At 68.5% G+C, this 15286-nt stretch carries 17 protein-coding genes; 8 read left to right on the top strand and 9 right to left on the bottom strand.

Annotation, left to right across the window (positions count from 1 at the left end):
- Positions 1–16 precede the first annotated feature (16 nt).
- On the top strand, positions 17–610 hold the full coding sequence (locus tag NO978_RS07710) for a DUF2391 family protein (protein WP_369684120.1): 594 nt from the start codon (positions 17–19) through the stop codon (positions 608–610).
- A 1-nt stretch (position 611) separates the two neighbouring features.
- On the opposite strand, the gene NO978_RS07705 is transcribed toward NO978_RS07710, so the two are convergent.
- Positions 612–1025 carry a DUF371 domain-containing protein gene (locus tag NO978_RS07705; protein ID WP_257298969.1) on the bottom strand — a complete coding sequence of 138 codons (414 nt, stop codon included), beginning with the start codon at positions 1023–1025 and terminating at the stop codon, positions 612–614.
- Positions 1026–1050: 25 nt separating this feature from the next.
- A complete protein-coding gene (locus NO978_RS07700; RefSeq protein ID WP_257298968.1) occupies positions 1051–1203 on the bottom strand; it encodes a hypothetical protein in 153 nt (50 codons plus the stop codon).
- Positions 1204–1422: 219 nt separating this feature from the next.
- Between NO978_RS07700 and NO978_RS07695 the strand changes: the two genes are divergently transcribed.
- The 5 genes from NO978_RS07695 to NO978_RS07675 all read left to right on the top strand — a co-directional run bounded on the left by NO978_RS07695 (position 1423) and on the right by NO978_RS07675 (position 7585).
- A complete protein-coding gene (locus NO978_RS07695; RefSeq protein WP_257298967.1) occupies positions 1423–3312 on the top strand; it encodes a hydrolase in 1890 nt (629 codons plus the stop codon).
- 248 nt (positions 3313–3560) lie between these two features.
- Positions 3561–4451: a coiled-coil protein gene (locus tag NO978_RS07690; RefSeq protein WP_257298966.1), complete on the top strand. Its 891-nt coding sequence runs from the start codon at positions 3561–3563 to the stop codon at positions 4449–4451.
- 184 nt (positions 4452–4635) lie between these two features.
- The gene (sppA, locus tag NO978_RS07685) at positions 4636–5628 is read left to right on the top strand and encodes a signal peptide peptidase SppA (protein WP_257298965.1); all 993 of its coding nucleotides are present in this window, start codon (positions 4636–4638) and stop codon (positions 5626–5628) included.
- 42 nt (positions 5629–5670) lie between these two features.
- A complete protein-coding gene (locus tag NO978_RS07680; protein WP_257298964.1) occupies positions 5671–6831 on the top strand; it encodes a DUF373 family protein in 1161 nt (386 codons plus the stop codon).
- Between the two features lie 31 nt (positions 6832–6862).
- Positions 6863–7585: a diphthine--ammonia ligase gene (locus NO978_RS07675; RefSeq protein ID WP_257298963.1), complete on the top strand. Its 723-nt coding sequence runs from the start codon at positions 6863–6865 to the stop codon at positions 7583–7585.
- Between the two features lie 171 nt (positions 7586–7756).
- Here the strand turns inward: NO978_RS07675 and NO978_RS07670 are convergent, their stop codons facing one another.
- On the bottom strand, positions 7757–8725 hold the full coding sequence (locus NO978_RS07670; RefSeq protein WP_257298962.1) for an NDP-sugar synthase: 969 nt from the start codon (positions 8723–8725) through the stop codon (positions 7757–7759).
- Positions 8726–8821: 96 nt separating this feature from the next.
- Between NO978_RS07670 and NO978_RS07665 the strand changes: the two genes are divergently transcribed.
- On the top strand, positions 8822–9112 hold the full coding sequence (locus tag NO978_RS07665) for a transcriptional regulator (RefSeq protein ID WP_257298961.1): 291 nt from the start codon (positions 8822–8824) through the stop codon (positions 9110–9112).
- Positions 9113–9260: 148 nt separating this feature from the next.
- Here NO978_RS07665 and NO978_RS07660 read toward each other — a convergent pair whose 3' ends face one another.
- Entirely contained in the window at positions 9261–9683 is a 423-nt protein-coding gene (locus NO978_RS07660; protein WP_257298960.1) for a Rieske 2Fe-2S domain-containing protein, read from the bottom strand.
- A gap of 81 nt (positions 9684–9764) precedes the next feature.
- Between NO978_RS07660 and NO978_RS07655 the strand changes: the two genes are divergently transcribed.
- Complete coding sequence (locus NO978_RS07655) at positions 9765–10820, top strand: trans-acting enoyl reductase family protein (protein ID WP_257298959.1); 1056 nt, start codon at positions 9765–9767, stop codon at positions 10818–10820.
- Positions 10821–10926: 106 nt separating this feature from the next.
- Here the strand turns inward: NO978_RS07655 and NO978_RS07650 are convergent, their stop codons facing one another.
- From NO978_RS07650 to NO978_RS07630, 5 genes are read right to left on the bottom strand one after another with little or no spacing between them, the layout of a single operon-like run.
- Positions 10927–11850 (bottom strand): aminotransferase class IV, encoded by a 924-nt coding sequence (locus tag NO978_RS07650; protein ID WP_257298958.1) that lies wholly within the window; start codon positions 11848–11850, stop codon positions 10927–10929.
- Positions 11835–12458, bottom strand: a complete 624-nt coding sequence (locus NO978_RS07645; RefSeq protein ID WP_257298957.1) for an aminodeoxychorismate/anthranilate synthase component II — start codon at positions 12456–12458, stop codon at positions 11835–11837. Before NO978_RS07645 ends, NO978_RS07650 begins: the two co-directional genes overlap by 16 nt.
- Positions 12451–13956: an aminodeoxychorismate synthase, component I gene (gene pabB, locus NO978_RS07640; RefSeq protein WP_257298956.1), complete on the bottom strand. Its 1506-nt coding sequence runs from the start codon at positions 13954–13956 to the stop codon at positions 12451–12453. The genes NO978_RS07645 and pabB overlap by 8 nt, the downstream gene beginning before the upstream one ends.
- A 41-nt stretch (positions 13957–13997) precedes the next feature.
- Positions 13998–14423 carry a helix-hairpin-helix domain-containing protein gene (locus tag NO978_RS07635; RefSeq protein ID WP_257298955.1) on the bottom strand — a complete coding sequence of 142 codons (426 nt, stop codon included), beginning with the start codon at positions 14421–14423 and terminating at the stop codon, positions 13998–14000.
- 35 nt (positions 14424–14458) lie between these two features.
- Positions 14459–15274, bottom strand: coding sequence for a shikimate dehydrogenase (locus tag NO978_RS07630; RefSeq protein WP_257298954.1), 816 nt, complete (start codon positions 15272–15274; stop codon positions 14459–14461).
- Between the last annotated feature and the right edge of the window lie 12 nt (positions 15275–15286).

The raw sequence follows: 15286 nt of genomic DNA, 5'->3' as shown, positions 1-15286 counted from the left end.
CCGTCAGGGAACGGACATGAGCAAGTCAGGCGCGCAGTCGGTGCGGGAGAGCGACGGTGGTGTGGACGGACCGCCGGACATGGGCGACCTCTACGACGAACTGGAGGCGCTCGCGGCGACGGTCGACGACCCGGCAGAGCAGGAGCGGGTCGCGTCGGCGATGCGAACCGCCGCCGCGGTCGAGCCGGTGGGCGTGTTCGGGCGCGTCGTGAATGGGTTCGGGCGTGGCGACCTCGCCGAGGTGCTCCTCGGCAGCGCCCTCTTCGGCATCCCGATGCTCGTCGAAGGGGGGACGGCGGAGATCGGAGCGTACCTCGCGTCGCATCCGCTCTCGGTCGTGGGAACGCTCGCGTTCACCGTCGCGATGGTCGTCGGCATCCTCTACGTGAGCGACATCCAGGACGTGCGCGTTACTCAGACGTTCTTCGGGGTGGTTCCCCGCCGACTCGTCGGCGTGCTCGGCGGTTCGTTCCTGTTCGCGGTCGCGTCGATGACGGTGTGGGGGCGCGTCGCGTGGAGCGAGCCGACGCTGGCGCTCGCTACGGTCGCGGTGGCCTGGGTGCCGATGGCCATCGGCGCGGCGCTGGGGGACATCCTCCCCGGAACGTGAGTCACTCCACGGCCAGGGTCACGGTCACCTCGGCACCAGCAGCCAGTGCGGCGACGAGGTCGCGGTCGAAGCCCTCGGCCGAGATGCTGCTCGCGAGCATGACAGTCCGGTCGTCGACGTAGTCGGAGGTTCGCCCGACCATGCTGCGGTCGCTGTCGAACGCGAGGTCGGGGTGACCGACGCCCACGGCGGTCTCTCCGTGGCCGTCGACCTGGAGGGTACAGGTGATGGTCGCGCCGGGCTCGCGGCAGGCTGCGACGAACGCCTCGTCGAAGTCCGCGGGGGCGCGGTCGGCGTCGACGGCGAGGATGCAGTCGCCCGCCGGCGTGAGGTAGTCGTCGGTCGTCACCTCGAACGTGCTGGCGTGCTCGGCGGTGACGTTCTCGTGGCCGCGGGCGTGGATGACCTCCTCCATGCGCCGCCGTATCCGACGGGTGGCCTTAATCCTCGCGAACGACGGTGACGGTGACCGCGCCACAGCCGCACTCGTAGGCGTGGCGGGTGCCGGCGTCGGTGCGCATCGTGAGCATCAACTGGTCGCCGTCGAGCGGGCGGTCGCAGCCTTCGCAGGCGACCGTGAGCTGGTCGAGCATACCCGGTACTGTGTCCGCATCCCATATGAAGCGCAGCCAACCCCTCGGTGAAAGTGAAAGTGAAACGGATGGCCGACGGGAACGGGGTCGGTGTGGTTCAGGTTTGCTCTCGGCCCGGAACGCCGTCGACCGGCGACGACCAAGGGACCCGTGGAACCGCAACGACTCACTCGAACCGGCCGAAGACCTTTCCCCGTCACAGTCGGTGATTGCGGTCGTATGACGAGTCAGTGGGAGGGTGGTCGCGTCCTCGCCGACACGGTTGGCGGTGGCCCACCCGCGGTGCAGTCGTGGGAGCCGGTGTCGGTGCCGGGGCGACCCGAGCGCTTCGTGGGCGCGGACGCCGTCGCCTATCGCCTGCAGTTCGCGGACCCGCGGTCGACCCAGGCGCAGCGAACCCTCCTCGAGTTCCAGGGCCTGTACGGCCACACACGAGTGTGGCTGAACGGCGAGTTGCTCGGTACCCACCGGGAGTACTTCGCGCCCGCCAGGTTCGAGTTCGAACCGGCGGCGGAGAACGAACTGGTCGTGGAGTGCCATCGGCCTGAAGACGGGTTCGGTGGCGTGTACGAGACGGACCACGTGCGCGACGCGCTCGCGGTGCCCGGCATCTGGTGGGGTGTTCACCTCAGGCTCCGGCCGCCGGCGTTCCTGCGGGATCTGGTGGTGAACCCACGGCTCACCGACGACGGCGGCGCCATCGACGTGGCGGTATCGGTCGACACCACGGAGCCGGTGACAGAGCCGGTGACGCTGTCGCTGCGGCCCGAGGGGTTCCGCGGGGGCGGCGCGATGGAACGCGAGCAGGTCGAAGCCGGGCCGGGCGACCGGATCACGGTGACACGGACGCTGACGCTGCGCGAGCCGTCGCTGTGGTGGCCGCGAAACCACGGCGACCAGCACCGGTACGTCGTCCGCGCGAAGTTCCGCGACCACGAGATAACGAGGACGACGGCGCTCCGGTCGGTCGAGTACAGCGTCGACGACGGCCTCCGCGTGAACGGCAAGCGGGTCCGGGCGCGCGGGGTGAACATGCTCCCGAGCGGCGATCTGTTGGCGGACTTCGAGCACGTCGAGGAGGCGGGCTTCACGCTCGCTCGGTTGCACGCGCACGTCGCCCAGCCGGAGCTGTACGAGGCCGCGGACGAGGCTGGCGTGCTCGTCTGGCAGGACTGCCCGCTCTCGGGCGATGTCCGCGTGGACCCGGACCGTGGGCGAACGGTCGCGCGGACGCTCGCGAGCACGGTGGACCACCATCCCTCGGTGGCGCTGTTCGGCGTCCACGACGACCCGGAGCGGCCGTTCGATTCGCGGCTGAGCGGTGGGCGAATGGACCGGCTGCGGTTTCGGCGTCGGGTCGGCACGGGTACCGACGCACGAGCGTCGGCCGAGCGCATCGCCGACGCGCTCCCCGCCGACCGCCCGGCGTTCCCGGTGTGTGGGCAGCCCGGCACGGAGCCGGACGCGGCCCACCTCTACCCGGGCTGGACGTTCGGTGACGCCGACGCGGTGGACTGGCTCTGTGCGACCGTGCCGGCGCTGACCCGGGTCGTCACCGAGTTCGGTGCGGGGTCGCTGACGGAGGCCGGGGCGGAGCCGACGGGGCTCGACCGCGAGATCCACGACAGCGTCGTGGGCAGTGCCGACCCGGCTGTCTCGCAGGCGACCCAGACCCGAACGCTCAAGCGCGTGGCAGAGACGCTCCGTCTCCAGGGTGCGGACGTGCTCGCGGGCTTCTGCCTCAGAGACGCCGGGGCCGGCGGCGGGATGGGAGTGCTGGACGTGGACGGCGAGTCCAAGCCGGCGTACGACGCGCTGGCAACCTCGCTGCGGCCCGTCGTTCCAGTTCTCCGTGAGGTCCCTGCCCCTGGTGGTCGGGTGGAGGCACGGCTGCTCAACGACGCGCCGGCGGAGGTCCAGGGGACGGTTCGCTGGACCTTCCATGGCAGCCAGGCAGGTGACTCGGATGCTGGCGGTTCGATGTCGGTCACGGCACCGCCGTTCGAGAGCGTCGCGGCCGGCGAGGTTTCGGTACCCGCCGACGCGACGGCGCTGGAGCTGTCGCTCGAAACGGGAACTACGCCCGTAGTAAATCGATACCATTTATAATCCGCGAACAGGTGGTTTGGTAGTCGTTTACACGGGTGTTCCCCGCCACGTCTCCCGATTTCCGCAGTTCTCGCAACCGGCAGATTTAAATTATACAGGGTAGTAGTAGTTGATACCAGAACGCCGCCGGTGTTCCGGTAGCATCGCACGCCGACCAGAATGACACGGAACCTTATCACCGCGACGTCAGCAGTCGACAGCGATGCCTACCCTCCGGCGCGGGACGGAATCGAGGTACGAATACAACCATGGCAGAATCGATAGAGACATCCAAGAACGTAGAACTCACCGAAGACGACCTGCAGAACAAATCCAAAGGACAGCTAATCAAGCTCGCAGGGCAGCTTCGGGACCGACGTAACGACCTCAACCAGATGGCTTCTGAGCGCGCCTCCGAGCGCGACGACCTCAACGCGAAGACTCGCGAGAAGGTCGACGAAGCACAGGAGCACCGCGAGAAGCGCGACGAGCTCAACGAGCTGGTTCAGGAGCACAAGCAGAAGCGCAACGACCTGAACGCCGAGGCCAACGAGCTCTTCGACAAGGTCGAGGAGATGAAGTCCGACCTCGAGCTCGACGACGGCAAGGACCTAGAGCAGCTCGAGAGCGAGATCGAGGACCTCGAGTTCAAGCAGCAGACCGAGGTGCTCTCCTCCGAGGAGGAGAAGGAGCTCATCGAGAAGATCGAGTCCAAGCGCGAGGAGTACCAGTCGCGCAAGGAGAAGATGGGCCAGAACGACGACCTCGACGGGCTCGTCGAGGAGGCCGAGGAGGTCCGCTCCGAGGCGTCGACCCATCACCAGAAGGTCACCGAGCTCGCGGACAAGGCTCAGGAGCACCACAACCAGATGATCGAGGCCTACCGCGAGGCCGACGACATCCGTGACGAAGCCGACGAGATGCACGAGAAGTTCGTCGAGGCCCAGGAGGCGGCCGACCGCCACCACGAGGACTTCGTCCGCGTCCAGAAGCGCCTGCGCGAGCTCGACAAGCAGGAGGAAGAGGAGAAGCAGTCCAGCCGCGACCAGAAGCGCAAGGAAGCCGAGGAGGAGGCCGAGGAGATCTACCAGCGCTTCAAGGAGGGCGAGACCCTCGACACCGAGGACCTCATGAAGCTGCAGAAGGCAGGTCGTCTCTGATTCCGGTCCGGTAGTTCTGCGGTCTACTTTCGCGTTATTTTTCGAGTCCATAGCCGCAGCCCTGGCTCGTCGACCCTCCCACCGCTCGCCAGCCGCGCGATGGGGATTGGCCGATTCTCGTCGCATCTCGACGGGAGGACCAACCAGCACAACGGCTTTGACCCGATTGGCCCAAGGTGAGGCCATGGACGCAACGACGCGGTTCGGGCGGCTTGTCGTAACGGTGCTCGGGACGGTGTTCGGCGTGCTGGTCGGCCTGTTCCTGTTCCGACGACTCCCGGACACCGGGTTCGGGACCGTCGAAGTGCTGCTGACGCTGGCGACGACGATGCTGTTCGCGGTCGCGTCGGGACGGTTCGCCCGGAACGCGTTCCCGGCATACAACGTCGCTGAGGTCGCCGTGGAGGGGCCGATCACCCGGGACGGCGACGGCTCGCTGGTGAGCCCGCCGACGGGTGCGACGGCCGACGATATCGTCGAGCAGATCGACCGCGCGGACGACGACGGGGCGGTCGAGGCGCTGCTCGTGAAGCTGAACACGCCCGGCGGCGAGGTGGTGCCGAGCGACGACATCAGGCTCGCCGCGGAGCGCTTCGACGGGCCGACGGTGGCGTACACGAACGACCTCTGTGCCAGCGGCGGCTACTGGATCGCGAGCGGCTGCGACGAGCTGTGGGCGCGCGACGGCACGCTCGTCGGGAGCATCGGCGTCCGACTCGGGAACCTGAACCTCACGGAGCTGGGCGACCGGGTCGGCGTCTCGTACAACGAACTGACGGCTGGCGAGTACAAGAACGCCGGCTCCCCGTTCGAGGAGTTCACCGAGGACGACCGCGACTATCTCCAGAACCTCGTCGACAGCTGGTACGACGAGTTCGTCGACGTGGTCGCCGAGGGCCGCGGGCTCGACGACGAGGCGGTCCGCGACACCGAGGCACGGGTCTACCTCGGCGGGGAGGCGGCCGAGCTCGGTCTCGTGGACGACCTCGGGACGCGGGACGACGTGGAGGCCCGCGTCGAGTCGCTGCTCGGCGAGTCGGCCAGCGTCGAGGAGTTCCGACCGCAGCGACGGCTGCGGGCCCGGACGATGCTCGGTGCCACCCGGGTCGCGTACGCCGCTGGCGCCGGCGTCGCGAGCGTCCTCGGCAACGACGACGAGGTCGAACTGCGACTGTAGCGGGAGGCAGATTTTTATTCCCGTCGTGTGTCCCTACACGTAGTGGCTACCCTGGTCGTCTGCGTCGACCGTACCGACGATATCGGACGGAAGACGGGACTGAAGACGCCGGTCGTTGGCTGGGAGGCCGTTCGGTCGCTGGTCACCGACGTGGGGCTCGCCGACCCCGAAGATTCCAGCGTCAACACGCTGCTGGAGACCCTCCGCGTGGCCCGGGACCTCCGTGACGCCGACGAGGAGGCCATCGTGGCGGTCGTCTCGGGGGCGAGCGACTCCGTGGTCGGTGCCGACCGCGCTGTCGGGCAGCAGCTCGACGAGCTGCTGGAGACTCACGACATCGACTCCGCGGTCGTCGTCATCGACAGCGCGGAGGACGAACGGCTCGTCCCGGTCGTCGAGTCCCGACTCCGCGTCGACAGCGTCGACCGCGTCGTCGTCAGGCAGGCCCGGGACCTCGAATCGACGTACTACCTGCTGAAGCAGTTCCTCGCCGACGAGGAGCTCAGGCAGACGGTGCTCGTGCCGCTGGGCGTCGCGCTGGTCGCGTTCCCGGCGCTCGCACTCTGGCGAGGGCCAGCGGTCGGTGCGGCGACTATCACCGCCGTCGTCGGCCTGTTCCTGCTGTACAAGGGGTTCGCCGTCGACGACGTGATGAAGGACGTCACCCAGCGGACCCAGACTGCGCTCTACTCCGGGAACGTCTCCGTCGTCACCTACGTCGTCGCCGCCGGCCTGACGATGGTCGGCCTGTTCGTCGGCGCGCTCGGGGTCTCGAACCTGAACGATGCGGAGGGCGTCGTCATCCCGGCGATGCAGTTCGTCTTCGACGCCGTCCCGTGGCTGGCGATGGCGGGCGTCACCGCGAGCGTCGGCCGCCTGCTCGACGAGGCCATCGGGTCGGAGGAGGTGCCACGGGCGAGCATCAACATCCCGTTCCTCCTCGTCTCTGTCGGGCTGGTCGTCCGCGGGTTCGCGGCGTACTTCCTCGAGCGCGCGGCGTTCATCGGCCCCGTCCGCGTTCCCGAGGTGACCGTCGGTGCGAGCTCGGTCGGCCCGTTCGTCCTCAACGCCGGCGAGCGCCTCGCCGTGTTCGTCGTCGTGGCGGTCCTGCTCGCCCTGGTCGGCGTCCGCGTCGCCTCGGTGCTGTCGGCGAACGCCGTCGACGAGGCCGAAGCGGAGGCCGAGCTCGAACACGGTTCGTAGCTGGTTTACCCACCCGGCCGCTACGGCAGGTATGACCGACACCGGTTCGTGGGTGGGGCTGTTCTCCGGCGGCAAGGACTCCTCGTGGGCAGTCTACCGGGCGCTGGAGGAGGGCTTACCGGTCTCGCACCTCCTGACGGTCCACCCCGAGGGCGACTCGTACATGTACCACGTCCCGGCGACCGAGCTCACCGCGCTGGCCGCCGAGAGCATCGGCATCGAGCACGTGAACGTCTCGCCCGACGACTTCGGCGCCGCCAGCGCCGAGGACGCCGGCGAACAGGGCGACGCCGAGCTCGAACCCCTCGAAGCGGCGTTGACGGACCTCGCCGACGACATAGACGGCGGGCTCGCCGGCGTCACCGCCGGCGCCGTCGAGAGCGAGTTCCAGACCTCCCGCATCCAGGCGATGGCCGACCGCCTCGGCTGCGACGTGTTCGCACCGCTCTGGCAGGAGGACCCCGCCGAGCTCGCCGAGGCGATGCTCGACGCCGGCTTCGAGATCACCATCCTGCAGGTCGCTGCGCACGGCCTCGACGAGTCCTGGCTCGGGCGCACGCTCGACGCCGACGCCTTCGAAGAACTACAGGAGCTCAACGACGAGTACGGCGTCCACGTGCTCGGCGAGGGCGGCGAGTTCGAGACGTTCGTGACCGACGGGCCCCACATGGAGCGCGCCATCGAACTGGAGTACGAGACGGTGTGGGAGGGGACGCGGGGGTACATCGAGATTACGGACGCGCGGCTGGCGTGAGTTCGGCAGTCGGCCTGCACTGCGGTCTTTTTGGCCCAGCTTTTTGCCATCGAGTAGGACCGGCGGGACGGTAAGACGCGAAAAAGGTGGTGCCGGGAAGGACGCGGGGGTACATCGAGATGACGGACGCGCGGAGCAATAGACCCGGCCAACCGTCTCTCGTCGTCGATTTCAGTGTCCGTTCGTGATCTTCGTGTGCGCACCGATGAGCGCGCCGGCGAGGTCCAGGTTGTCGAGGTGGGTCTTCTCGTCGATGATGGAGTTACGGATGTCAGACTCGACGATGGTTGCGTCGGGGAAGACGACGGAGTTGTCGACGTGGCTGTCGACGACCTCGGCGTCGCCCATGATGTGGACGTTCTCGCCGAGGCTGGTGTCGGAGAGCGTTGCGGACTCGGCGATGTGGTTCTCGCCGTCGAGATACCACGCGACCGCGTCGAGGTAGGACTCGGGCGTGCCGATGTCGAACCACGCGCCCTCGAAGGTGAAGGCGTACGTCGGCTGGCGGGCCTGGAGCCACTGGACGAACCAGCCCGGCTCGTCCGGGTTGTTGTCGCCGGTAAGGTACTCCTCCAGCAGCCCGACGGACTCGGCAGTGAAGCCGTAGCAGGCGATGGAGACGAGGGTGCTCTTGGGGTCGTCGGGCTTCTCCTGGAAGTCGACGACGCGGTCGCCCTCGAGGTCGACCAGGCCGTAGGACTTCGCCCGGTCCTTCGAGCCGACGTCGTAGGCCGCGATGGTCGGGGCCGCCTTCGACTGGAAGAAGTCGACGAACTCGCTCACGTCGAAGCTGATGAGGTTGTCGCCAGCGACGACCAGCAGGTCGTCGTCGACGCCCTCGCGGTCGACGAGCTGGGCGAGCGCGCCGATGACGCCGAACTTCTCGTTCTCCTCGGTGGTGTCCTCGACCGAGAGCGTCGGCTTCTCGAACTCGCTCTCGGCGAGGTGTGTCTCGAACTCGCCGGCGAAGCGCTCGTTCGTGCTGACGAACACCTCGTCCACGCGGTCGTCCCGTTCGAGCTCCTCGAAGATCTGGTCGATGACGGTCGAGTCACCGACCGGGAGGAACATCTTCGGTCGATGTTTCGTGATCGGCCAGAGACGCGTCGCGTACCCGCCAGCAAGGACGACTGCTTTCATACACCCGGTTTCTGTAGCCGGTAGTAAGTCCTTTGTCTTTCTCTGTGAGAGGTTCGCCCGAAAAGACGTTTATCGAGGCAGGTCCGAATGGTCGGTATGCGTGAAGCAGACGAGACGACGCGACAGCGCATCACGGACAGGCTCCGAACCGAGGCGGCCACGCCGAGCGTTCTCGCGACGGAGTTCGACGTGACTGCCGGCGCGGCGATACGCCACGTCGAGCATATCTCGCAGTCGCTCGAACCGACCGACGAGCAGCTGCTCGTCGCACCGCCGGAGTGTCGCGACTGCGGGTTCACCGACTTCGACGACCTGCTCAACCGACCGTCGCGCTGCCCAGAATGCAAGAGCGAGGCCGTCGCGGAACCGACGTTCACCGTCCGATAGCGCGGCTGTCGGGACTGGTGGACGGTTCGAAAGGGGGGAAAGGGGGAGTTCGAAAGGTCGAGACCACGACCGCACCCGGACAATGTCGGGTACCAGTAAAGATTCTTGTGGCCGGGGACAACCGGCGGATACCGGCGGAGAGGCCCGGTCAGAACTCGACGTTCGAGGTCGAGGTCAGGTCGATGGCCCCGTCCGCCTCGACACCGCCGAGGCCGACGAACTCGTGTCCCTCCTCGTCGAGGTACACCGACCCGTCGGCGACGACGACGTCGAGTGCGTTGAGGTACGCGCCCTCGCACGGTCCGTACGTACACTGTCCCGTGTCAGATTCGAACATCGCGCCGTGGTTCGCGCAGACGAGTTCGTCGTCCCGCATCGGTGCACCCGACCCCTTGTCGATCTTGATGTGGGTGAGGTGCTGGCAGTAGTTGCGCCAGGCGACGACCCCGTCGTCCCGTCGGTGGAGGATGGCTTCCCGTTCCTCGTCGTCGTCCAGATCTCGGACGGTGAACAGGAGGGTCGACTCGGTGGGGACATCCTCGACCGCTGCGATGCAGCGTGTTTCGTCCATCGCACTGCCGTACCGGTGCAGACGGTTTGAACGCCACGGTCTCCGCCGACCTTTATGCTCTCGGCCGTACCCATGGTAGCTATGAGCGAACTCCTCGTCTACGGCTCGTACGGGTACACCGGCGCGCTCGTCGCCGAGCAGGCGGTTGCGGAGGGAATCGACCCTATCCTCGCTGGCCGGTCGCGGGAGGCGGTCGAGGAACAGGCCGCGGCGCTCGACTGCCGCGAACGCGTCTTCACGACCGAAAACTCCGCGACAGTCGCGGACTACCTGGAGGGGGTCGACGTGGTGTTGAACTGCGCTGGGCCGTTCGTCCACACTGCCGAACCGTTCGTCGAAGCCTGTCTCACGACGGGCACTCACTACCTCGACATCACCGGCGAGTGGCAGGTGTTCCGCGATATCGCCGAACACGACGACCGCGCGACCGAGTCCGGCGTGATGCTCCTGCCCGGCGTCGGCTTCGACGTGGTTCCCTCGGACTGTCTCGCGGCGCACCTCCACGACCGACTCCCGTCCGCGACGGAGCTCTCACTCGCCCTCGGTGGCCTGGGTGGTACCTCCCGCGGGACGGCGAAGACGATGGTCGAGAACATCGGCGAGGACGGAGTGGTCCGCCGCGACGGCGACCTCGTCCGGGTGCCCACCGCCCACGACGACCGCCAGATACCGTTCAGCTACGGCGACCGCACCGCGATGGCGATTCCCTGGGGAGACGTGGTGACGGCCTACCACTCGACGGGCATCCCGAACGTGACTGTCTACTCCGAGACCCACCCGAAGACGGTCGACCGACTCCGCAGGTTCCGCAGACTGCTCCCGCTTCTGTCCACCGCCCCGGCCCAGAAGCTCCTCAAGTGGCTTGTCGACCGCCGTGTCGACGGCCCCGACGAGCAGCGGCTCGATCAGGGCTCGGGGGAACTCTGGGGCGAAGCGACAGACGGTGAGGACCGTGTCGTCTCGCGACTCCGGACACCGAACCCGTACGCGTTGACCCGGGACACGGCACTGCTCACCGCAAGACGTGCACTCGATGGCGACGCACCGGCCGGATTCCAGACGCCCTCGACGGCGTACGGTGCCGACCTCGTCCTCGAGATGTCGGGTGTCGAGCGAACCGACGTTGGCGGCGTTTAAGTACGAAGCCGGGGGCAGGGGGAGCGTGTTCTGACCACGCGACGCGCGGCGGCCGAGGCAGGTGTGTGACGCACCGCCGCGCGAGCGACCGCGTCGCCTGTTCGCCCTACTCTGTAGCGGCGTCACCCGAGTCTCCACCGTCTCGCCCGGGGTCGGGAGACAGCCGTTCACCGCCGTAGTGGCGACGCTCGACCAGCGCGTCGAACCGCCGCCGTAACAGCGTCGTCACCGGCCCGGCCCCGATGTCGATGCCGTCGATGGTGGCGACCGGCCGCAGCTCCCACGTCGTGTTCGTGAGGAACACCTCGTCGGCCTCGCGGACCTCGCTCGGCTCGTACCGGCCCTGAAGCACCGGAATGCTCTCCTCCCGTGCGAGTTCGATCACGACCGAGCGCGTGATACCCGGCAACAGCGGCAGCTCCGCAGTCGGCGTGTGCAGACCGCTGTCGTCCACGAAGAACAGGTTGCTCGTCGTGCCCTCCGCGACGAAGCTGTCCCCGTCCCGGAGCAACGCCTCGTCGGCCTCGGCGACCAGCTCGTTCCGGGCGAGGATGCCGTTGAGATAGTTGTGAGTCTTCGCACCCGGCGGGAGCGCGTTCGCCGGCGGTTTGCGCGTCTTCGTGGTCTGGACGACCGCCGGGCCGTCCGGGACTGACTCGCCCCCAACCCCACCTCGTGGCAGCGGCTTCACGACGACGACCACCGTCGGGTCCACCTCGGCTTTCGCGGTCAGACTCCCTGATTGGATGCCACGGGTCACGGAGAGCTTGACGTAGGCGTCACCGAGTCCGTTCGCAGCGAGCGTTTCGTCGATGCGGTCGCGCAGGTCGTCGTCGGCCAGTCCGTGGTCCAGCGAGAGCTCGTCGCAGGTCGCAGCCAGCCGGTCGAGGTGTGCGTCCAGCTCGAAGATGGAGCCACCGTAGGCCCGCATCGTCTCGAACGCAGCATCGCCGTACTGGAAGCCGCGGTCGCGGACGTTCACGGTCGCCGATTCGGCCGGGACGAGGTCGCCGTCTACGTGGTACTGCATCTGTCGAGGAAGTTAGCAACGAGTTGTTTCCCGATCCGGAGCGAGAGCGCCTGCCCCGTCTCGCGTTCGGTCGCCGCGCCGGTGAGGATGCTCTCCGGATGGAACTGCACGCCGACGTGTGGTCGCTCGCGGTGGCGGACCGCCATCAGTACGTCGCGCTCGTCGTCCGTGGCCGCCGTCTCGACCAGGCCGTCGGGGAGGTCGTCACGCTCGACCGCGAGCGAGTGGTACCGCCCGACCCGGATGCGCTCGGGCAGACCGGCGAAGATACCGGCGCCGTCGTGCCGGACGATGGACGGTTTCCCGTGGACGACCTCGGACGCGTTCACCACTGCCGCCCCGTTGGCCGCACAGAGCGCCTGGTGGCCGAGACAGACGCCGAGTGTCGGGTACGCGAGTTCGGCGAAGATGGGGACGGAGACGCCTGCATCCGCTGGCGTGCCTGGCCCCGGCGAGACGACGATGGCGTCCGGGTCTAGCTCGCGAACGTCGGCCACGTCGACGGTGTCGTTCCGACGCACGACCACGTCGTTCGCGAGCTCGCCGACGTACTGGACGAGGTTGTACGCGAAGGAGTCGTAGTTGTCGACGACGAGCACCTCAGTCATCGGCCACCTCCTCTTCGGCGACGGTCATAGCGGCCCTGTCACCGAGTGCGTCGTCGACCGCGGTCACGAGCGCCCGCGCCTTGTCCAGGGTCTCGGCGTACTCGCGCTCGGGGACGGAGTCGTGGACGACGCCGGCACCGACCCGCAGATGGTACTCGTCGCCGTGACGGACGAGCGTCCGGATGACGATGTTGAGCGTCGCGCGGCCGTCGAAGCCGAACAGTCCGATACTGCCGGTGTACGGTCCGCGACGGGTCGATTCGAGCTCGTCGATGATGGCCATGGTCCGCGGCTTCGGGGCACCGGTGATGGTGCCACCGGGGAAGACCGCCGCGACGGCGTCGGCGAGTGACGCATCCGGCCGGAGCTCGCCGACGACGTTCGAGACGAGGTGCATCACCTCGGCGTAGCGGTCGACGCGGCGGTACTCGGCCACGTCGACGCTGCCGTAGCGACACACCTTCCCGAGGTCGTTCCGTTCAAGATCGACCAGCATCGCGTGCTCGGCACGCTCCTTCTCGTCGGTCGTCAGGTCGGCTTCGAGGTCGGCGTCCTCGCCGCCGGTCGCACCGCGTGGTCTGGTGCCGGCGATGGGTTCGGTCCGGACGTCGTCACCGTCACGCTCCAGCAGCAGCTCCGGGCTCGCGCTGACGAGGTCGACGCCGGGGAACTCGACGAGCGCCGAGTAAGGGGCCGGATTCACGCGTCGGAGCGCGTCGTAGGCCCGGACCGGATGGACGGCCGCCGGTGCGACGAGCCGCTGGGAGATGTTCGCCTGGAACGTGTCGCCGTCGTGGACGTACCGCTGGACAGCTCTGACGCGGTCGGCGTAGGCGGCCTGGCCGCAGTCGCTCTCGAATGTCACGTGGTCTGCGTCCACCGGCGGGTCCGGGTACGCGGGCTCGCCGGTGGTCGCGCGCCGGGCGAGGTCGAGTGCCCTCTCGCGGCCGTGCTCGAAGGCGGCTTCGGGGTCGTCGCCGACTCGGGGGCACGCCGTGATGGTGAGCGTGGTCTCGGTCCCGTCGTCGCGCGGCTCGCGCCAGGTGGCCAGCCGGTCGTAGACGCCGACCTGGAGCCGTGGAAGCCCCCGGTCGTCGTCGGCGTCCCCGGGCAACGACTCGAGTTCGCGGGCGATGTCGTAGGAGAGCCAGCCGATGGCCCCGCACGGGTACGGCACGTCGCAGTCGCCGCGCCGGAGCGACTCTCCACCGAGCAGGCCGTCGAGCGCGTCGAGCGACGGCGACGTGCCGTCGAGCGACCGAGCGTCGGGGGCGACGGTGAGCCGGTCGACCGGGTCGACCGCGAAGTGACCCCAGCCGGACTGACCGCCGGTTGTCTCGAGGTAGGCATCCCACTGGCCTGTCCGTGCCCGTCGGTAGGCGACGAACGGATCTGCCACGGTGACGGTCACCTCGACGGGGACCCGCGCGTCGGCGGGCGCGTCGACGGCGGTCGCGACGAACGGTTCGCGGTCCGTCACGACCTGGGGTGTAGTCATGAGAGGAGGATAGCAGCGCCCAACTAATCGTGTTCCGGTCCTCAGCTGCGGGCCTTCGCGCGCTTGACCCACTCCGTGACGCGGGTGTCCGAGATGTCGGTCTCGGCGGCGACGGCCTCCGGGTCGGCGTCGGCGAGGTCGGCGATGGTCTCGATGCCGACGGTACCGAGGCGGTCCGCGTACGCGGGGCCGATACCCTTGATCTCCTGCACGGGGTCGGATTCCTCCTCCTCCTCGTCCGGTTCGTCGTCCACGTCGGGCGCTGGTTCCGGCTCGGTCGTCTCCTCGGCGGCCTGGTCCGTCGGCTCGTCGGTCGCGTGCTCCCCGGTCGAACCGCCGTCGTCGCTCTCGGCCGTCGCTCCGGCCTGCCGTTCCTTCTCGACCGTGACGCCGACGTCACGGGACGACTCCGGCTCCGACCCGTCGCCGAGTCCGAAGAGCGACTTCAGCTTCTTGAGCAGTGCCATTGGCGGTACGTAGCTGTCGGTGCCACTTAAACCCGCTACCTGTCGTCTCGAAGGCGTGTCCGTAGCGCGTCGTCCATGGCGGCAACGGGAGCCCGTCGGCCCGTCCACAGCTCGAACGCCTCCGCTCCCTGATACAGTAGCATCCACGCGCCGTCGACCGTCGTCGCGCCCGCAGTGGCAGCGTCGCGCAGAAGTCGCGTCTCGAGTGGCGCGTACACCGCGTCGAGGACGACGAGGTCGCCGTGGAGCGCGTCGGCAGGGACCGGCGTCTCGTCGGCCTCCATGCCGACGCTGGTCGCGTTCACGAGGACGGTCGCATCGCCGAGCAGGCCCGGGAGCACGTCAAGCCCGTGCCCGGTCGCACTCGGGACGTCGGCGGCGAGGTCGACGGCCCGCTCCTCGGTCCGGTTCGCGATGGCGACGGCCGCCCCCCCGTCGGCGAGGCCGTGCGCGACGGCACGGCCGGCCCCACCCGCGCCGACGACGACGGCGTCGGCACCGTCGAGGTCGGCGTCGCCCTGTACCTCCAGCGCGCGACGGGCACCGGCAGCGTCGGTGTTGTGGCCCGTCGGCTCGTCGCCGCCGAAGTCGACGGTGTTGACCGCGCCGATGCGTGCGGCGAGGTCGTCGACCGCGACGAGGTCGCGGACGCGTTCCTTGTACGGGACAGTGACGTTCAGTCCACTGACGCCGAGCGCCCGTGCACCCTCGACGGCAGCCGCGAGGTCGTCCGCCGCGGGCTCGAAGGTGACGTACCGGGCGTCGATGTCCCGGGTCTCGTACGCCGCCTCGTGCATCGGTGGCGACAACGAGTGGCCGACGGGGTTGCCGACGAGTCCGAACACCTGCATGGCTGGAGGCGA

The sequence above is a fragment of the Haloarchaeobius sp. FL176 genome, assembly GCF_024609245.1.
Classification (GTDB): Archaea; Halobacteriota; Halobacteria; order Halobacteriales; family Natrialbaceae; genus Haloarchaeobius.
This window is presented reverse-complemented; position numbering and strand designations above follow the sequence as displayed.

Coding starts and splice junctions, on each gene's coding strand:
- sppA (WP_257298965.1), top strand. CDS start 4,636: ATGGACGCAACGACGCGGTTCGGGCGGCTTGTCGTAACGGTGCTCGGG.
- NO978_RS07660 (WP_257298960.1), bottom strand. CDS start 9,683: ATGGACGAAACACGCTGCATCGCAGCGGTCGAGGATGTCCCCACCGAG.
- NO978_RS07705 (WP_257298969.1), bottom strand. CDS start 1,025: ATGGAGGAGGTCATCCACGCCCGCGGCCACGAGAACGTCACCGCCGAG.
- NO978_RS07695 (WP_257298967.1), top strand. CDS start 1,423: ATGACGAGTCAGTGGGAGGGTGGTCGCGTCCTCGCCGACACGGTTGGC.
- NO978_RS07645 (WP_257298957.1), bottom strand. CDS start 12,458: ATGACTGAGGTGCTCGTCGTCGACAACTACGACTCCTTCGCGTACAAC.
- NO978_RS07665 (WP_257298961.1), top strand. CDS start 8,822: ATGCGTGAAGCAGACGAGACGACGCGACAGCGCATCACGGACAGGCTC.
- NO978_RS07650 (WP_257298958.1), bottom strand. CDS start 11,850: ATGCAGTACCACGTAGACGGCGACCTCGTCCCGGCCGAATCGGCGACC.
- NO978_RS07690 (WP_257298966.1), top strand. CDS start 3,561: ATGGCAGAATCGATAGAGACATCCAAGAACGTAGAACTCACCGAAGAC.
- NO978_RS07635 (WP_257298955.1), bottom strand. CDS start 14,423: ATGGCACTGCTCAAGAAGCTGAAGTCGCTCTTCGGACTCGGCGACGGG.
- NO978_RS07675 (WP_257298963.1), top strand. CDS start 6,863: ATGACCGACACCGGTTCGTGGGTGGGGCTGTTCTCCGGCGGCAAGGAC.
- NO978_RS07630 (WP_257298954.1), bottom strand. CDS start 15,274: ATGCAGGTGTTCGGACTCGTCGGCAACCCCGTCGGCCACTCGTTGTCG.
- pabB (WP_257298956.1), bottom strand. CDS start 13,956: ATGACTACACCCCAGGTCGTGACGGACCGCGAACCGTTCGTCGCGACC.
- NO978_RS07670 (WP_257298962.1), bottom strand. CDS start 8,725: ATGAAAGCAGTCGTCCTTGCTGGCGGGTACGCGACGCGTCTCTGGCCG.
- NO978_RS07710 (WP_369684120.1), top strand. CDS start 17: ATGAGCAAGTCAGGCGCGCAGTCGGTGCGGGAGAGCGACGGTGGTGTG.
- NO978_RS07700 (WP_257298968.1), bottom strand. CDS start 1,203: ATGCTCGACCAGCTCACGGTCGCCTGCGAAGGCTGCGACCGCCCGCTC.
- NO978_RS07655 (WP_257298959.1), top strand. CDS start 9,765: ATGAGCGAACTCCTCGTCTACGGCTCGTACGGGTACACCGGCGCGCTC.